Annotated in this window: 15 protein-coding genes; 7 read left to right on the forward strand and 8 right to left on the reverse strand. The window is 38.3% G+C overall.

Annotated elements, in window-relative coordinates:
• From AC1DND_RS09450 to AC1DND_RS09460, 3 genes are all read right to left on the reverse strand, one after another.
• A partial coding sequence (locus tag AC1DND_RS09450; protein ID WP_477581086.1) for a hypothetical protein occupies window positions 1-692 on the reverse strand: 692 nt, incomplete at its 3' end.
• 39 nt (window positions 693-731) lie between these two features.
• Window positions 732-899: a hypothetical protein gene (locus AC1DND_RS09455; RefSeq protein WP_477581088.1), complete on the reverse strand. Its 168-nt coding sequence runs from the start codon at window positions 897-899 to the stop codon at window positions 732-734.
• A 1-nt stretch (window position 900) separates the two neighbouring features.
• Window positions 901-2,715, reverse strand: a complete 1,815-nt coding sequence (locus AC1DND_RS09460; protein WP_477581090.1) for a type VI secretion system Vgr family protein — start codon at window positions 2,713-2,715, stop codon at window positions 901-903.
• Between the two features lie 605 nt (window positions 2,716-3,320).
• Between AC1DND_RS09460 and AC1DND_RS09465 the strand changes: the two genes are divergently transcribed.
• The 3 genes from AC1DND_RS09465 to AC1DND_RS09475 all read left to right on the forward strand — a co-directional run bounded on the left by AC1DND_RS09465 (window position 3,321) and on the right by AC1DND_RS09475 (window position 8,335).
• Window positions 3,321-5,648, forward strand: coding sequence for a beta-galactosidase (locus AC1DND_RS09465; RefSeq protein WP_477581092.1), 2,328 nt, complete (start codon window positions 3,321-3,323; stop codon window positions 5,646-5,648).
• Between the two features lie 126 nt (window positions 5,649-5,774).
• Window positions 5,775-7,127 carry a Gfo/Idh/MocA family protein gene (locus tag AC1DND_RS09470; protein WP_477581094.1) on the forward strand — a complete coding sequence of 451 codons (1,353 nt, stop codon included), beginning with the start codon at window positions 5,775-5,777 and terminating at the stop codon, window positions 7,125-7,127.
• 116 nt (window positions 7,128-7,243) lie between these two features.
• Complete coding sequence (locus AC1DND_RS09475; protein ID WP_477581096.1) at window positions 7,244-8,335, forward strand: phosphotransferase enzyme family protein; 1,092 nt, start codon at window positions 7,244-7,246, stop codon at window positions 8,333-8,335.
• Between the two features lie 803 nt (window positions 8,336-9,138).
• On the opposite strand, the gene AC1DND_RS09480 is transcribed toward AC1DND_RS09475, so the two are convergent.
• From AC1DND_RS09480 to AC1DND_RS09495, 4 genes are all read right to left on the reverse strand, one after another.
• Complete coding sequence (locus tag AC1DND_RS09480) at window positions 9,139-9,606, reverse strand: GtrA family protein (RefSeq protein ID WP_477581097.1); 468 nt, start codon at window positions 9,604-9,606, stop codon at window positions 9,139-9,141.
• Window positions 9,606-10,223, reverse strand: coding sequence for a CDP-alcohol phosphatidyltransferase family protein (locus AC1DND_RS09485; protein WP_477581099.1), 618 nt, complete (start codon window positions 10,221-10,223; stop codon window positions 9,606-9,608). The genes AC1DND_RS09480 and AC1DND_RS09485 overlap by 1 nt, the downstream gene beginning before the upstream one ends.
• A gap of 11 nt (window positions 10,224-10,234) precedes the next feature.
• Complete coding sequence (locus tag AC1DND_RS09490; RefSeq protein ID WP_477581113.1) at window positions 10,235-10,861, reverse strand: phytanoyl-CoA dioxygenase family protein; 627 nt, start codon at window positions 10,859-10,861, stop codon at window positions 10,235-10,237.
• Between the two features lie 381 nt (window positions 10,862-11,242).
• Entirely contained in the window at window positions 11,243-12,016 is a 774-nt protein-coding gene (locus tag AC1DND_RS09495) for an SDR family NAD(P)-dependent oxidoreductase (RefSeq protein ID WP_477581101.1), read from the reverse strand.
• Between the two features lie 177 nt (window positions 12,017-12,193).
• Here AC1DND_RS09495 and AC1DND_RS09500 point away from each other — a divergent pair, with 177 nt between their 5' ends.
• Together AC1DND_RS09500 and AC1DND_RS09505 are read left to right on the forward strand one after the other, a co-directional pair.
• Window positions 12,194-14,545 (forward strand): TonB-dependent receptor, encoded by a 2,352-nt coding sequence (locus AC1DND_RS09500; protein WP_477581103.1) that lies wholly within the window; start codon window positions 12,194-12,196, stop codon window positions 14,543-14,545.
• A 3-nt stretch (window positions 14,546-14,548) separates the two neighbouring features.
• A complete protein-coding gene (locus AC1DND_RS09505) occupies window positions 14,549-15,658 on the forward strand; it encodes a PepSY-associated TM helix domain-containing protein (RefSeq protein WP_477581105.1) in 1,110 nt (369 codons plus the stop codon).
• 53 nt (window positions 15,659-15,711) lie between these two features.
• On the opposite strand, the gene AC1DND_RS09510 is transcribed toward AC1DND_RS09505, so the two are convergent.
• Window positions 15,712-16,131 carry an SRPBCC domain-containing protein gene (locus tag AC1DND_RS09510; RefSeq protein WP_477581107.1) on the reverse strand — a complete coding sequence of 140 codons (420 nt, stop codon included), beginning with the start codon at window positions 16,129-16,131 and terminating at the stop codon, window positions 15,712-15,714.
• A 463-nt stretch (window positions 16,132-16,594) separates the two neighbouring features.
• On the opposite strand from AC1DND_RS09510, the gene AC1DND_RS09515 reads away from it, so the two are divergent.
• On the forward strand, window positions 16,595-16,774 hold the full coding sequence (locus AC1DND_RS09515) for an Rdx family protein (RefSeq protein WP_477581109.1): 180 nt from the start codon (window positions 16,595-16,597) through the stop codon (window positions 16,772-16,774).
• Window positions 16,775-17,079: 305 nt separating this feature from the next.
• A partial coding sequence (locus AC1DND_RS09520) for a ligand-binding sensor domain-containing protein (protein ID WP_477581111.1) occupies window positions 17,080-17,497 on the forward strand: 418 nt, incomplete at its 3' end.

Genomic DNA, 17,497 nt, shown 5'->3' on the forward strand with positions numbered 1-17,497 from the left:
ACACTAACTTCTGGCATATCATTATCTGTCTTCGTTTTTAACCAGTTATCAAATCCTGGTTGATCAACATTCTTGGTCCAGTTCCCAGAAAATTTAATCAGTTTTTGATTCTCTGATGTTTGAAGTGTCCACTTTTCGTTAAATGGGATAGGGAAAGGACATAGACCGTACACTTCTCTTTTTTGACTAAAATTGTTTTCTACAAAATTTGCATCATAAACTCCTCTGAAATATTCGTTAAGAAATAAGTCTTGCTTGATATATTCGGTTAATGCTTCACTAGGTAACATCTTTTTGTCAACCGTTATTAAGGTCGAATCGATCCAATCTCCAGTATAAGTATTAGCCACATTTTCTCTAATGGCCAACCATTTTTGCCATAGCTCATTTTGTTTTTCAACACTTACTGGTATTCCGTTAAACCCAATTTTTAAGGTTAATTGATGTAATGCTGCAGAAATCTGCTGTACGAATAAATCAGCATCGTTACCAGGTAACGCATCGATCAAACTTTGTTTGCGTATAATTTCGATATTCTGACGGCCAGACCAAAACGATGTTTTATCTGGTAAAATGTCTATATCAAAAAGTTTAAAGGTATACTCATCTTTAAATGCTGTTTTTTCAGAGATTTCTACCTTGAAAAGCATATTTAAAGGCTTTTCCAAAGATTTATAATCAATTTTATTCATGGGCATACATTTGTTTTTAATTAATACGGTAAGATTAGTTTACCCTGTTTGTTTTGAGGGCACATATCGATCATACTTTATCTTATATTTACTTTGCAGAATTACTTCTTTTGTCGCATTAAAATTTATACCTCCTTGGGTAGAAAACCATTTAGCACTTCCTATATTTTCGGTAATTGTTTTGCTGATGTATTTAATTGTTCCCATCTTAAAATAATTTAACCTTGCTGCCGCTCTTATTTACGATCTCTTTGGCACTATGAAATTCAATATTCTCTTGGGTACTATTCAAATTAATCTGTTCTGCTGTTTTTTCGATATGTGTAGCAGTTTTATTAATACTATCATTAGCTACCATGGTAATATTTTCGGCCATTAATGAATGATTTTCACCAGCATTGCTGCTTATATTTCCACCTGCGTTACTATAGATATGTTCTCCAGCAGATATCGATATATTTTGTTCGGCATTGATATCTATGTTTTTAGCCCGGATACTGATATTTTCGGGAGCAGAAATCTCAATACTCGATGCACTAGTATCAAAGCGTATAATATTTCGGTTTTTATCTGTAATGGTAATTGTTTCGGTACCAACGGCATCATTAAACTCTATTAAATGGCCACTCCTGGTTGCAATTGCTTTTAAATGATTAAACTCGTAACCACCGGTGCCGTTAATGCCATGGAAAACACTTCCTAATACAATTGGTCTGGCGATATTTCCTTCTTCAAAAGTTACGGCAACCTGATCTCCAACTTCAGGTATAAAAACAAACCCTCTGTTCGTATTTACTTGCTCACTACTTCCCGCATCTGGGGTAATTACCCTCAGCCATTCGGTGATATCATTCGTTTGGCATTCCCATTTAAACTTTACTTTGATCCGGCCTTGCCCTTCGGGGTCATTATTATCCATTACATCTGCCAACAGTATATTTGGATTTGGCTTTTTATAATTCTTTACCATAATGCGTTCGGTGGCGGCTGTCAAGCCTGTAAAGGTATTTTCATATCTGCCTGCAACATCTATATGATGATGAATGTTGGTAATCAAGAATTTACCTAGGCTTTCGGTTATAAAAGCATTACCCTGCTTAACACTCATGTTAATTTCAGCAATATTGCTAATACTTAGTTCTGCATTATCTCCCGTGGCACTGATTTTTAGAAGTTCTGATATGGTAGCTTTTTCTTCATTCTCTACATGGCTTTTAATGTCGTTACTGTTTTCTACGCGGATGAGCGAAGGCTGGTTAAATGTTTTACTATAAGTGCGGTTCGAAGCCTGTATAGCATGAGCAAGATCGTATATGTCATGTGTTATGCCTGTACTTTCGCTGTGCAGCATTCCATCCTCTTTAGGGTTATACGCAAAGCGTTTATGCTTGATCGGTGAAATTTCCATGGCGTACTGAATATTCTGTACATCCCGACCATAAAAAAGCACAACTTCTTTCTGCTCATCTGGTTTGCCAAAGTTGAGCTGTTTGCCATCGTAGAAAAACCATTCATGATATTCGCCCGATAAGCGGTTCAGAAATTCAAAATCACTTTCTTTGTATTGAATAAGATAATCGACAGGTTTTTTCCTACTGGCATTGCATGTGACTTTAAGGTCATTTACTGAGGTATCTTTTGTGGCTAGGGCTACAATTTCATTTAGATCTTTATCTAAGTAAGAACCCAAATCCGGACCACGGTCTATTAAAATAGTAGGACTATAGCCACTTACAATTAAAAYGCCATTGTAGCCATGGTTCTGTGCGAGTTCTACCTTGGTAACCAAGCCAGCAAATTCTTGTAGTCCATTAACCTGATATCCGAATGAGGCTGTAAGTGTTTTACCTACAAAATCGCGGCTATCGTCAAGATTGATTAAACTCGGCAGGCCAAACTGATTCTGCTTAAACCGAAGTTCGAAATAATGATGCCCGTTAAATTGTTGCTCCAGATCGAATGAATCAAAGTGTGTTATGGCTTTGTCTTCTATATTGATTTCGGTGATGAGTTTTCTTTCCATATGAGGGCTATTAGAAAAAACAATAAATAAACACGAATGCTCATCTTCTTTTTTATTGCTGATGGTACCCGCTCATAACTTGTTAGACAAAAGTTTAACCAAATTTTAATGTTGCGTTAATGTTTAATAGGCAAGCGCTTGTTACTCCATCGGTTTTACATGGCAAAGCCCATTTTAAGTACTTCTAACACTTGTTTTTGAGAATGTGCTTTGTTGAAAAAAAATAAGTGCACTTTTTATAGCTTAAAACGAAACGAGTTTGGTTTACCATATTTCCCCATTTTGCGCTGCCTGTGTGGAAATACTTCCTCATATTCTTTATTATTTCTACAGTATGGCCTTTAAAATGTAAAGCCTTTAAGATAGCGGTAAAAGGGCTAAGGCGAAAAGCTTTATTACCATTTGCCAGGCAATAGGCAATTGTTTTAAAGGCATTGCAGCACAGCTTAAATAAGCGAAGTAAATAGACGGTTTGCTTTGGGCTTAAATAATTGGTAACGCAAAAATTAGTCAATCGTTTGCGCTGATATTTATGTTGTAATGCTCGTTTGCTTGTTCTACTTTTAAAGAATACAAATCAACAAAACCGAAAAGAACCAGCACAAATGCGTATCCATTTGCTTACAAAAACACTTGTTTTAGGGCTGTTAATAAGCTTATCTATTAATAGCTGGGCCCAAAAAGAAAACACCTTTGCCATAGGTGCCGAATCTTTTGAGCTTAATGGCAAGCCATATGTAATACGCTGTGGCGAAATGCATTTTGCCCGTATACCAAAAGCCGAGTGGAAACAACGTTTGCAAATGGCCAAAGCAATGGGTTTAAACACGGTTTGTGCTTACTTATTTTGGAACATACACGAAAAACAGCCCGGTCAGTTTACCTGGACAGGGCAGAGCGATGCTGCCGAATTTTGTAAACTGGCAAAAGAGGTTGGTTTATATGTAATATTAAGGCCAGGGCCATATTCTTGTGCCGAATGGGAGTTTGGCGGTTTCCCCTGGTGGCTGCTTAAAGATAAAAGCATCCGCTTGCGCACACAACATCCCTATTTCTTAGAAAGAGCCAAAAAGTACCTTTTAGCCGTAGGCAAACAGCTTGCCCCATTGCAGATTAGCCGCGGTGGCAACATTATTATGGTGCAGGTAGAAAACGAGTATGGTAGCTACGGCAACGATAAAGATTATATGAACATCATTAAAGCCAATCTGCAAGAAGCTGGCTTTACCGTTCCTTTATTTCATTGCGATGGGCCTTCGCAGTTAAAAAACGACCACCCTGAAGGTTTGTTCGCAGTGGTAAACTTTGGCAGCGGACCAGAAGCTAATTTTAAAGCCTTAAGGGCCATACAGCCTACAGGGCCGTTAATGTGTGGCGAATATTACCCGGGCTGGTTCGATAGCTGGGGCAGGCCGCACCACAAAGGCGATACCCAACGCATTGTAGCCGAATTAAAATACATGCTCGATAATAAAGCATCGTTTAGTATTTATATGGCGCATGGCGGAACAAGTTTTGGTACTTACAGTGGGGCCAATGCACCGCCTTACCTGCCGCAAACCAGCAGTTACGATTACGATGCACCTATTGATGAGGCCGGTAATACAACCGAAAAGTTTTACGCCATACGTAAGTTATTTGCCAATTACCTGCAAGAAGGAGAGGTATTGCCAGATGTACCTGCAGCAAATAAGATCCAGCAATTACAAACGGTTACGTTCTCCTCAATAGCTGTACTATCTAAAAACCTGCCTAAACCTGTATTGGCCGATACCGCAATGCTGATGGAAGATTTAGACCAGGATTTTGGTTGTGTGGTATACGAAACAAATTTAAACGCGGGCCAAAAATCGAACCTGGTGTTTAAAGACATTCACGATTATGCATTGGTATATATTGATGGTAAAAAGATTGGCGAACTGGATAGGAGAAAAAATAAATTCAGCATCGAAATTCCGGCCAGAACGCGCAAAAGTGTATTAAGGGTTTTGGTAGAAGCCACAGGCAGGGTAAACTACGGCTACCAGATGCTCGATCGGAAAGGGATCCATGGCGAGGTATACTTAACCGAAAATGGAAAACAGACTGTTTTAAAGGGCTGGAAAAATTATCCCATCAGGCTTGGTGAGGTAAATATTCCGCTCCGTTACGAAAAGCTTGGCAATCAACCTGCTGCGGCTGCTTTTTACAAAGGAAGTTTTAATGCCGATAAATTAGAAGATACTTACCTCGATATGGGTAAATGGAATAAAGGCCTAGTGTGGTTAAATGGAATGTGTTTGGGGAGGTACTGGAATATCGGGCCGACGCAAACCATGCTTGTACCGGGCAGCTGGCTCAAAAAAGGCAAAAATGAAGTGGTGGTGTTCGACCTCTTCGGAACAGAAAAACCTGCATTAAGCTTTTTAGATAAACCCATTTTGGATGTGGTGAACGAAAAACAGCCCGAACTGCACAAAAAAGATAACCAAAAATGGGTTTCGGATGCACAACAAGCTTATGCCGAAGGCAGTTTTGCGAACGATAATAAATGGCAGCAGGTTAGTTTTAAACCTGTAACCGCGCGTTATTTTTGTTTAGAAGCACTATCCGAGCAAAAAGGACAGCCTTATACCACGGTTGCAGAAATTGTACTGCTTGATGAAAAGGGGAACGAAATTCCGCGCAGCGATTGGAAAATAGTATATGCCGATAGTGAAGAACTGGGTGGCGATGACGGAAATGCGGCTAATGTTTTCGATTTGCAGTTTACCAGCATCTGGCACACGCAGTGGGAATCTAAATCGCCAAAACCACCACACCAGATCGTAATAGACCTGGGTAAAAATTACAGCATAAATGGATTAAAGCTATTACCCAGACAGGATAATGCCAATGGAAGAATTAAAGATTACAGATTATATTTTAGCCAAAAACTTTTTAAAAACCTTTAGCCCATTAATGCGCTGTAAGTGAGTGGTATTTGGCGCGAAAAAGTGCGAAARAATAGCAAGTAAAACGTTTGTTCAGTATTAACCGGATCAATTAAAAAACTAAACAATAAATATTAAATAACACAAATGGAACGTAGAGATTTTATCAAAAATGGTGCATTTACGGCTGCTGGTTTAACCATCCTGCCAACCGGAAGTTTATTTGCATCATCAGACAGCGGAAAAGTAAGAGTAGGTTATATCGGTGTGGGTGCACGTGGTATGAGCCATATTTCTGAAGGTGCCTTAAGAGACGATGTAGAAATTGTTGCAATTTGCGATACCCAGGAAAGTTCACTCAAAATCTGTCGTAATTATATTGCCAAAAAAGGCAGACCAGCGGCAACAGAGTACACCGGTGGCTTAGATGCTTATAAAAAACTTTTAGACCGTAAAGATATTGATGCCGTAATTATTGCAACACCATGGCAGTTTCACCGCGACCAGGCAGTTGATGCCATGAAAGCTGGTAAATATGTAGGTTGCGAGGTAATTGCAGGTTTAAGTGTTCAAGATCACTGGGATATTGTAAACACTTCAGAAAAAACAGGCATGCCTTACATGACTTTAGAAAACGTTTGTTACCGCAGAGATGTAATGGCGGCTTTAAACATGGTTAGACAAGGTGTTTTTGGCGAATTGGTGCACCTTGAAGGTGGTTACCAACATAATTTAAGAAACGTACTTTTTAACAACGGTAAAGATTATTATGGTGGTGGGGTAGAGTACGGGCCAAAAGCATTAAGCGAGGCACAATGGCGTACGCAGTTCAATATCGATCAGGATGGCGATTTATATCCAACCCATGGTGTTGGCCCTTTAATGCAATATGCAAACATTAACAGGGGAAATAGCTTTACCAGCCTGGTATCGTTCAGCTCTAAAGCAAGAGGTTTGGCCGCTTACGTAGAAGAAGTTTCTCCTGGCCATCCTAACGCTAAAATTAATTATAAAAACGGTGATGTTACCACTACGATGATCAACTGTGCAAACGGCGAAACCGTATTGTTAAGTCACGATACCCACTTACCTAGGCCATATTCTATCGGTTTCAGGGTACAGGGAACAAAGGGCCTTTGGATGGATGTAAACAAATCAGTATACATCGATCATAAATCGAAGAAAGATGATGTATGGGATCCGGCTCAGGAATGGTTTGATAAATACGATCACCCGCTTTGGAAAAAATATCAAGCAGAAGCTGTAGGCGCTGGTCACGGTGGTATGGATTGGTTTGTATTTAATGGATTTATCCAGGCGGTAAAACAGAAAAAACAAACCCCTATTGACGTTTATGATTCAGTTACAATGAGTGTAATTATGCCACTTTCTACCAAATCGTTAAAAGAAGGAAATATGCCACAAAAATTCCCTGATTTTACAAAAGGAAAATGGAAAGATCGAAAAAATACTTTCGCTTTAGACGATAGTGGTTTTTAGTCTCGTTTGCGGGTAATGCCATATGGCTTACCCGCATAATTTAATAAGCAACTTTATTCAGGTTGATCAAATGGTTTGCCTGGAACAATTTTTATTCAAATATATATTACCATCTTATGTTTCAAGCAGTATTAGGTGCTTATGGACTTAACGCAGAAAAATTTAAAATTGAACCTTTCGGCTCGGGCTTAATTAACCATACCTGGAAAGTTTACAGTGAAAAATTAGCCTATATCTTGCAAGAGGTGAATACGGAAGTTTTTCGCCAGCCTCAAAATATTGCTCAAAATATTGAGACAATAAAAAAATATCTTGATCAAACAGCCCCTAAATATTTATTTGTTGCCCCAATTACGGCCACAAATGGAGATGATTTTGTGGTTATTGACGATCATTTTTACAGGATTTTTCCATTTGTGGAAAATTCTTGCTCTATTGATTTTGTGCATCAGCCTGAGCAGGCTTACCACGCTGCTAAGCAGTTTGGTAAATTTACCAGGATGCTTTGTGCCTTCAATGTACAAAAATTAAAGCCCACTATAGAAGATTTTCATAACCTGCCTTTACGTGTAGAGCAGTTTAAAAAAGCTTTAGAACAAGCTAGCGATGAAAGGATTAGTGAGGCGAAATTTGCTATAGAAGAGATTATCAGACATTACAATATAGAAGAGCAGTATGTACACATGGTAGATAGCGGTGCGCTTAATTTACGTGTTGTACACCACGATACCAAAATTAGCAATGTACTGTTACAGGCCGAAACCGGGGTAGGCTTATGTGTAATCGATTTAGATACCGTAATGCCCGGATACTTTATCAGCGATGTGGGCGATATGATGCGTACTTATCTCTCAGAAGCCAATGAAGAGGAAAAGGATTTTAGTAAAATAGCCATTAGAGAAGACGTTTTTGCCGCAATACATAAAGGTTATATGGAAGAAATGGATCAGGTTTTGGCCTTTACCGAAAAACAGTTCTTTATTTATTCGGGTAAATTTATGATTTACATGCAAGCGGTAAGGTTTATAGCCGATTTCTTAAATGGCGATATTTACTATAAAACAAATTATCCTGAGCACAACTTGGTGAGGGGCTTAAATCAGATCGATTTATTAAATAAGTACGTCGCCAAAGAATCGAAATTTGAAGAGATTATTAAGAAAATTAATCAAAATAGAATAAATGACTCTAAAATAATATTAAACTAATAAGGTAAAGGCAAGGTGTTCAGTTTTTATGCTTCATCGTTTGGGCTGGACATCTTTTTTACCTTTATAAGGTTCGTCATCTCGACTGTAGCGCGGTCACTACGTTAAAGGCTAAAGTGTACACATTTTTGTTAGTCTGGATTTGTTTTTTAGTATATATTCTTAAGGCGCTCGTCATGCTGAATTTATTTCAGCATCTTTCCTGCTATTAATTGCTCTTGCTTCCTTCAGAGACAATAATTTGGAACAAATGTTGGTTTTTTTCGCTCTTTGCCGCGGGGCATGATACTTTGGRGCGCCAAAGTATCCAAAGCGCTTTGTCAATCCAGCAATGAGCCTTTTTGCACAATCCCACGCACATCAAAAAAACAGTGGCACTTCGTTTTGTGTTCAATTCTTTTCAAAGCTTTGAATTGTTGTTTATGAACACAAAACCACTGCGTTTCAGGTTTGTTAGTGCCGGTTTGTCTGAACTGCTCCTGTTTTTTTGATTTTCCGGCTCTTGGGATTGACGGCGTTCTTCGGTTAGAACCTGTGTGTTATTAAAGCAAGCTAGCATAACGCGAAAAAGAATAAAGAAGATGTGTCAACATGTAGGATGATAAATCGGGAAGGAGATCTGTCTAATTAGATTTAGCTTCGTTAAGCGATCGTGGTTTTCGACTACGCTGTACCTCGCCTGAAAGGATGACAATCAGAGACCATCTAATTGTTCTTATTTAAAAAATAAAGCGCAAACGTTTGTTAATGTATTTTGGTATAGAAAATTATACTGCACATACCGTGAGGGTAGAAGCATGCCATTACGCTCTTTGTTCTTCCCCAAGTGTTTCAAAATAATTTTCTTCTTCTGCTTCAGAAATGCCTAATTTATTGATTTTAAATACCCAATACTTCATCAGCGGATAGTTAAAGCCATAAGAAACAATACTATCAATCAAAAGCCTGCCAAGTTTATAATCCAGATTTAAACTTCGGTGCAATAAGTAGGTACCTGCTGATTTTAATGAAATACTCCCCAAAACCACTGTAAAAAACCGGATTAGCTGTCCGCTTGTAGAACTGCAATAACCATCGTTGCTTTTAAATGCCCAGAAACGGTTAATGCAAAAGTTAACAATCCCACCCATGGTGCCAGAAATCAAGATCGAAATGGTAAAATGAATATGCAACCATTCTGTTAGCAAAATCATTAAACCATAATCAGTAACGCCTCCAGAAAAAGCAGATACCTGTGCTTTGAGAAAAAGTTTAACAGATGCCCAGGTCATTATGCCTTCTCCTCCTCATCTTTAGTGTCGCCCGCTTTCAAAAGTTTAAACGTATCGATAATATTGATAACCAATAACAGCGATACCATAGCAATTGCGAAATAAGTAATGGCACCTGTAAATAAGGTTTCGGCAATTAAGATAAGCGAAATAATTACGCGCAATTCCGTCGGACCTAAATAGCCAGAATCAATTTGGTAAAAGCCTGTAATTTTATAACGCAGTTGAGAAATAATCATCGACCAACCGTACAATACCACAAAAAGAAATGCGAAAATCTGTGTGCCACCATTAGCGTAATAATAATAGCCCAAACCGATCAGGATAATGCTGAGCCAATCCATCACAATATCGAGTGCAAAGCCATACCATTTGCGCGGGATTTTGCGAAAGTACGCCAATCGGCCATCAAGCGAATCACCAAGCCAGTTGATCATAAAACCTAAAATTCCGATCAACAAATAGCTTTTTGCATAAAAAACAGCCAAAATAAAGCTTAAAAACACAATCAGCGATCCAAACATGCCAATACCTGTCATCATATTGGGCGTGATCCACTTAGGAACCCTTTGAAGCAAAAAAAGGATCAGCCCTTGGGTAAGTAAACAATAGGGCAAATAACATAAATTTATTTTACAATTCCGGCGAAGCGCTGATAAAATACTGTTGGACTATTCTCATTTTTTGGCGCGTATTTACCTGCGATAATGGGTACGTAAATTACACGCCTCCTGCTTTCCTCGCCTCGAATGGCCGATTCTGCCACCCTGTGCCAGAGTCTTCCATCATGGATGGTTAAATCTCCTGCTTCGGGCAATATCGATACCTCTTCAGCATCCGGTTTATTATCTAAGAAATATTTTTTGCGAAAGAGCATCTGGTAAATACTTTGTTTATGGGTGCCAGGTATAATTTTTAATCCGCCATTTTCAGGTTTTAAGGTACTCAGGTGGATGCCTACATTCAGCATCGGGTTTAGTTTAGCGCCATAAAAAATATCCCTTAAACCATCCGTATGCCAGCCCATTTTACTGAATTTGCTTTCTGGTCCGTTAATGTAATGGTTAAACACCATGCCATCTTTCTCTTCAGTACCTAAACGCGCGCCATCGCCCGCCAATTGAAGCAATGCGTTAAAGCGTGGATCTAATAGGAGACCGCTTAGTGTTTGATGCTGTTGATTAATAAAAGCAAAACGCTGTACAATTGCTGAGCCATCAAGATCTTTCCCGTATTTAATGAAATTTTTTAAAATATTTTTTTTGGAAGGAGTTGCAGTAGGGCAGAGATGTACAAATAAAGGCTACTGGAGCCGTTTTTATTATAATCCGCGGTGTTGGATGTTACCATCCTACACTCATACATTGAAAAGAGTAATTCATGGAAATGAGGTACACGATCAGTCAGATGGTAACATCTGACTGCACCTAGACCTTTTCTTTACCACCGAGTTCACAGAGAAAAAATCACAGAGTGGATAGAGTATTAACTATACCATCCATTTTATGCGTGGTGTTGGATGTTACCATCCGACACTCATGCATCGAGGCAATTCATAAAAGCAAAGATCAACATCTGACTGCACAACCATTGAGCTTCTATGCCGTTATACTCCAGACCTCCGACCCCAGACCTTTTAAGTCTTATAAATCCCTGCGGCCATTTTTTCGATAAATCCCTTTGGCAGGATCCTATTGGCATATACACTGATGATATTGGTAAAACCCGGAATAATTTCAGATTTTTCGGCAAACATTCCTTTTAATGCGATTTCAGCTACCTCATCAGGCCTCATATTAAACTTTTCGGCCATTTTGTTAAAGGCATCTAAACCTGCCCGGTGGGCAAAACCTGTATCAACAGGGCCTGGGCTCAAACAGCTTACCGAAACCGGGCCATCTTTAAGCTCGAACCTTAAAGCCCTTGTAAAAGATAAAACAAAAGCTTTAGTTGCCGAATAAATGGCCAAGGTTGGCACCGCCTGGTAGGCTGCAGTACTGCAAACGTTGAGTATATAAGCCTTTTTTTCTGTTGAAAGGATTGGAAGCAATAAATGGCATAATGAAGTTACCGTAATCATGTTTAATTGACACATTTCTACCTGGGCACTTAAATCCAATTCTTCAAATTTCCCCCACAATCCATAACCTGCATTATTAATCAGGATATTAATGGCGTAATTCTTTTCTGTTATCCAATTGTATACTGCTTTTGGGGCTTGAACCTGGCTAAGATCAATCGACAAGATATCTACTTCAACGTTATATTGGTTTTTGATCTCCGTTTGTAAAGAAATCAATTCATTAGCCGAACGGGCAATAAGTAACAAGTTGATTTTTCTCCTGGCCAGCGCAATTGCCATAGATCTTCCTATACCTTTACTGGCTCCGGTTATCAGCGCGTACTTCATCTTTGTTTCCAACATTTTTTTACTTCAAACGGTTTAACGCAAATATCAAATAAATTAAATCTTATGCCTTATTTATTTTAAAATGATGAATGATTAAACACCACGTAGGTATCTTTTTTGAGTTATTATTTTTAACAAGTCTAAATAATGTTAGCTTTGCCGAAATTTAGATATTGCATGAAACACCATTACATAAAATTTTTCGCCACTGCGCTTATAATATTATCTACAGTTACCCTCTTTGCACAAACAGGGAAGGGAACAATTAGCGGAAAAATTGTCGACTCGTTAGGGAACAGCATACCCCTTGCCAACATACAGGTTAAAAAGCAAAATCTTAAAACCACTTCAGGTAAATCCGGTGCATTTAAGTTAACGGATGTTCCCGCAGGAAACCAGCAGATCAGGGTTTCGATTACAGGCTACGATCAATTTGAACAGGTGGTATCGGTTATTGCAAACGATACAATTCTGGTAAATATTGTTTTAAAAGAGCAGCACTCAGAACTTAACGATGTAATTGTTTCGGCAAGTAGACGACCTGAATCTTTGTCGCAAACACCCTCTTCGGTAACGGTGCTTACAACAAAGGAATTGAATACACAATCTGCAATTAGCCCGAATTTAGCTAATATCCTTTCATACAGCGTACCTGGATTGGGTTTTTCTACCAATCAAACGGGTAACTCTGGTCAGACTTTGCGCGGTAGAAATGTTTTGGTATTAATTGATGGTATTCCGCAATCTACACCATTAAGAGCAGGAGGAAGGGATATCCGCAGTATCGATCCTTCGGTTATAGAGCGTGTTGAAGTTATTAAAGGTGCCACCGCCATTTATGGTAATGGTGCAGAAGGAGGTTTGATTAACTACATTACTAAAAAAGCCGATAAAGGAAAATCGTTCGGAGGTTATTCTCAAGCCGGAATTACAGGAAACTTAAAAGGCGATAGCACCATAGGCTACCGTTTTTCGCAACAGCTTTACGGCAAAACAGGTAAGTTCGATTATCTGGTAAGTGGTATGTTCGAAAAAACCGGTGTTTTCCGTGATGCTGAAGGCTTGGTAATTTCGCCTGAGTATGGTTTAGGTGAGACTAAATCTTACAATGGTTTTGTAAAACTGGGATATAACTTTACTCCAAAACAGCGTTTGCAGGTGATGTATAATTATTTCAGCTCCAGACAGCATTCTAAATACCTAACCAAAGATGGTGTTTACGGTCAATCGCCGGCTATTGGTATTTATGGAACAAGATTGGGTGAAGATGAAGGAACAAGATTTAACCATAATGCTAATTTACAATATACCAATCAGCAGATTTTCGGTAAAACAGATTTAACGGCCAATGTATATTATCAGGACTTTTATACCATTTATTCTAACTCAGCGTCATTTTTCGGCAGTGGCCAATCGGCCATTACTTCAACAAAAAAGGGTGCAAGGGTAAACCTGAATACACCTTTTAATATTGCAGATCGGGTACCAATGCAATTGAACTATGGTTTGGATTTAATGAACGATAAAACTGCTCAAAGCTTAACAGATGGCCGTTTATGGGTACCTAATATGAATATGGTGAACTTTGCACCTTACTTACAGGCTTCTGCAACTTTCATTAATGATTTAACCATAAAGGGAGGCTTAAGGGTAGAAAATATTAACATTGATGTAGACGATTTTAATACCCTGGCTACCGGTGCAAACGGTGCAGGAAGTATAGCGGTGCAAGGGGGTAAATTAGATTATAATGCTTTAGTATTTAATGCTGGCGCTCGTTACTCTAAATTCAAGTTTTTTAATCCTTTTATCAGTTATGCACAATCTTTCTCGGTGTTTGAGCTGGGTAGGGTGTTAAGGGCAGCAAAAAGCAATACCTTGTCGCAGTTAGAAACTAAACCAATTATTGTAAACAATTACGAAGCTGGTTTTAGCAGTACCGTAGGTAAACTGAATTTCAGTGCTGCTTATTATTACAGCACTTCTAAACTGGGTGCCAATCTTTTAGAAGTTAATGGAACTTACATCTCTCAACGTATTCCAGAGCGTGTATATGGATTTGAAATCCAGGCAGATTATCAGGTTCTACGCGATTTGAGCATTGGTGGTAATTACGCACAGGTAGAAGGAAAAGGCGATGTAGATGATGATGGTAATTTTAACGGAGAGAAAGATGTATATTTAAACACAACCCGCATCCCACCATCAAAAACCACCGTTTACCTTAAATATTCAGGTATTAGAAACTTAAGTTTGGATGTAAACTGGATGCGTGTAGGAAATCGCGACCGCTTTAAAACCAATGCGGCAGGTAAATATTTAATTGGCGAAGGTCCGGTAAAAGCATTCAACTTATTTAATGTTGCAGCAGTTTATCAAGTTACGCAGCCTCTAAAACTATCGGTAGGTGTAGAGAATTTATTGAACAAAGTTTATTATCCTGCCATTTCTCAGTTTTATGGCAGCAATGTAAATTATGTGAGAGGGAATGGGCGCAGATTTAACCTATCACTAGGCTACGCTTTTTAGACAATGAAGAACAGAAATTTTAAAAATACCATCAGGAACATTCATCTCTGGCTCGGCCTGGCGACTGGCCTTGTGGTATTTATTATTAGCGTAACTGGTGCGTTGTATATCTTTGAAGAAGAAATCAGAGATTTTACACAAAAAGATTTTCGCTATGTAGCGCTTCAAGAGAAACCTTTTGTAGGTTTAGATCATATCATTTCAAACTTCGAAAAATTATCACCCAAAGACCAGTTAAGGCTGATCAGAATTGAAGATGGGTTTTCAAATGCAACGGTAGAAATTACCACCAAGAAGGGTATTGTTTATTATTTTGACCCTTACACTGCCGTTTTGATAAAAAGAGGTGGCGAAGATTGGCTTCAAGTTGTAGAGCATATCCATACCTCCCTGTTGTTAGGAAAAACAGGAAAGTTTATCATGCAATGGTCGGTGGTTATTTTCGTGCTAATGCTGATTACGGGACTGGTACTCTGGTTTCCTGGTCAGATGCGGTTATTAAAACAATCTTTAACCATTAAAAGAAAAGCATCGTTTAAACGGCTAAATTACGATTTACACAACGTATTGGGCTTTTATGCATCAGTTGTGCTATTGGTTACTGCTTTGAGTGGTTTGTATTTTGCTTTTAAAGAGGTGAAAAATGCGGCTAGCTTTTTTACCGGGAGCAAATTAGGGCAGGGCAAATCCATCGTTTTAACCAAACCTGCACACATCGATTCGCTACCTCTACGTTACAATAAAATTTATACTGAAGCTAAAATTAAATACCCTGGTGCTATTTCCACTAGTTTTTCGCTGCGTGGTAAAGGTGAACTGCGTTTAAGAATGATTTATCCCTACCGCTGGGCACGCAACCAGAATACCTTTTTTTATGAGGAAGCTACAGGCGTAATGACCAGGGCTAAACCGTATAAAGATTTTAACGGGGCCGATTTAATAGAAGCCACCAATTACGATCTCCACACGGGTAGGCTTTTAGGACTGCCAAATAAAATTCTTTCCTTTTTAGCGGCTTTGGTTGCAGCGAGTTTGCCGATTACTGGTTTTATCATCTGGTGGAAGAAAAGGAAAAAGCCCAGGAAAGCTAAACCCATCCTTACCTCAAAATAATTGGAGCATCTAAATCGCAGTAAAACCACTTTTGTATTAGAACCTGAAGTCATTTAACCAAGCTGCTCAGCATATGTTTTAAGCTGGTTCAGTCCCGATTGACAGAATTCCTGTTGCATGGTCAAATCAAGGCCTGCAACGGGTTCAAAGATTTCAGTAAGCGTAACGGGGTTATTTCCTGTAAAAGTGATCAGGCTTTTCCGCTCATCATCTAATGTATAAGCAATTCGCTCATGCGCTATAATTTCGGTGTAAGTTCCTCTAAAGTCAAAATTTTCAGTTCCGTCTTTTTTAGCCATAACGTATAAAAAACCACCTCCTTCTACCAGGTTATTTTCAATTTTCTTGTTGATCCATTCGTCTGATGGAGCATTCCACTTGGCAATATGTTCGGGCTCATTCCATATTTTCCAAACCAGACTAATGGGTTTATATATCTGAATACTGGCAGTTAAAGTATTTTTAAAATCCATGGCGCTTTAATTTTTTATAAAAATAATTGCTCGTACCAACAATTTAAGTGGGCATTAAAGACAAATTTAGAGGTGATTTGAGCAGGGATTTAAAAGAAAACTAAAATAAAAAAACAGTAATTTTTATATCTGTTTTTCAGACTTTAGGTGTATGATTATCTAGATGAAGCAAACAAAAATTGCTTCATTGGTGTAGTTATAATTCCTCTAACACGGGAGTAATTTGAAAGGGGTAAACATGGATGTGGTTACCCTTTTCTCTTTTGACAACATTTTAAGCAGCGAACTTGTTTAGTTCATTTTATTCAGTATTGTCTGGCTGAATTAGATATTAATAACGATTTTTTTACCACAAGAACAAAAGAGGAGACACATCTGCAGATGCTTAATCGGTTTCAACAGCCATTAACATCTTCATTTTCCATCCCTCCATATTTTTTGTACCCTTGTAAAAAAAATAAAAATGGAGAAAGCACTTGTTAATATAACCTATTGCCCCAAATGTGGTTGGATGTTACGTTCGGCTTACATTGTGTCAGAAATAAGATCGCCAACTTTCAGTTGTTCTAGCCTATGGATGGGAGTCAATGCATCAATATGTGTCATAGTAACAAAAATAAGCCAATATATTTTTTTTAGATAGGATTTTTGTTTCAAAATATACATTTCACGTTTATGTGTAATAACAAATACTACGGTTTCGGTCTGTAAATGATTAGGTGTTGTAGGTTGAATTATTAAAATGTTGGTTGAACAACATCAAGATAGAACAGAGCTGTCTTTAATGTAGGAGAAATCTTACGATTTTTACTATTTAATCCTAAACAATACCCGATAGCTGAGTTTTAGGAAAATATGTATATTCGTTTCCTGCCATGCATACCACGGTACGGTTTCTCTATGCTCCTTATTCAGAAAAAAACTGCTTGCTCCATATTTTTTTTATGGATGGGTGCAGTTATTTGTTTTGCCCAGTCTACAACTATTCGCCTTAAATATCTGGGGGTAGAAAGTGGCCTATCTAATAATGTGGTAAACTCTTTGTATCTAGATCATTTTGGGTTTATGTGGATGGGTACCTATGATGGATTAAACCGTTACGATGGCTATCATTTTAAGGTTTTTAGAAATGGCTGGGGAGACGAACATTCATTAGTAAATAACCACATTACGGTACTGAATGGAGATGCGAAAAACAAGGTTTGGGTAGGTACGCAAAAGGGCGTTTCTTATTATGATTATGCCGATTCCAAGTTTCATCAATTGATTTATCTAGACAAGGGAAGAAAAAATGAGGTAAGTTATGCTATTAATTCCATTGCAATAAGTAAGGCTTTAGCTGTTTATGTAGCTACTGAAGAAAAAG

Source organism: Pedobacter sp. 01N416 (assembly GCF_056399685.1).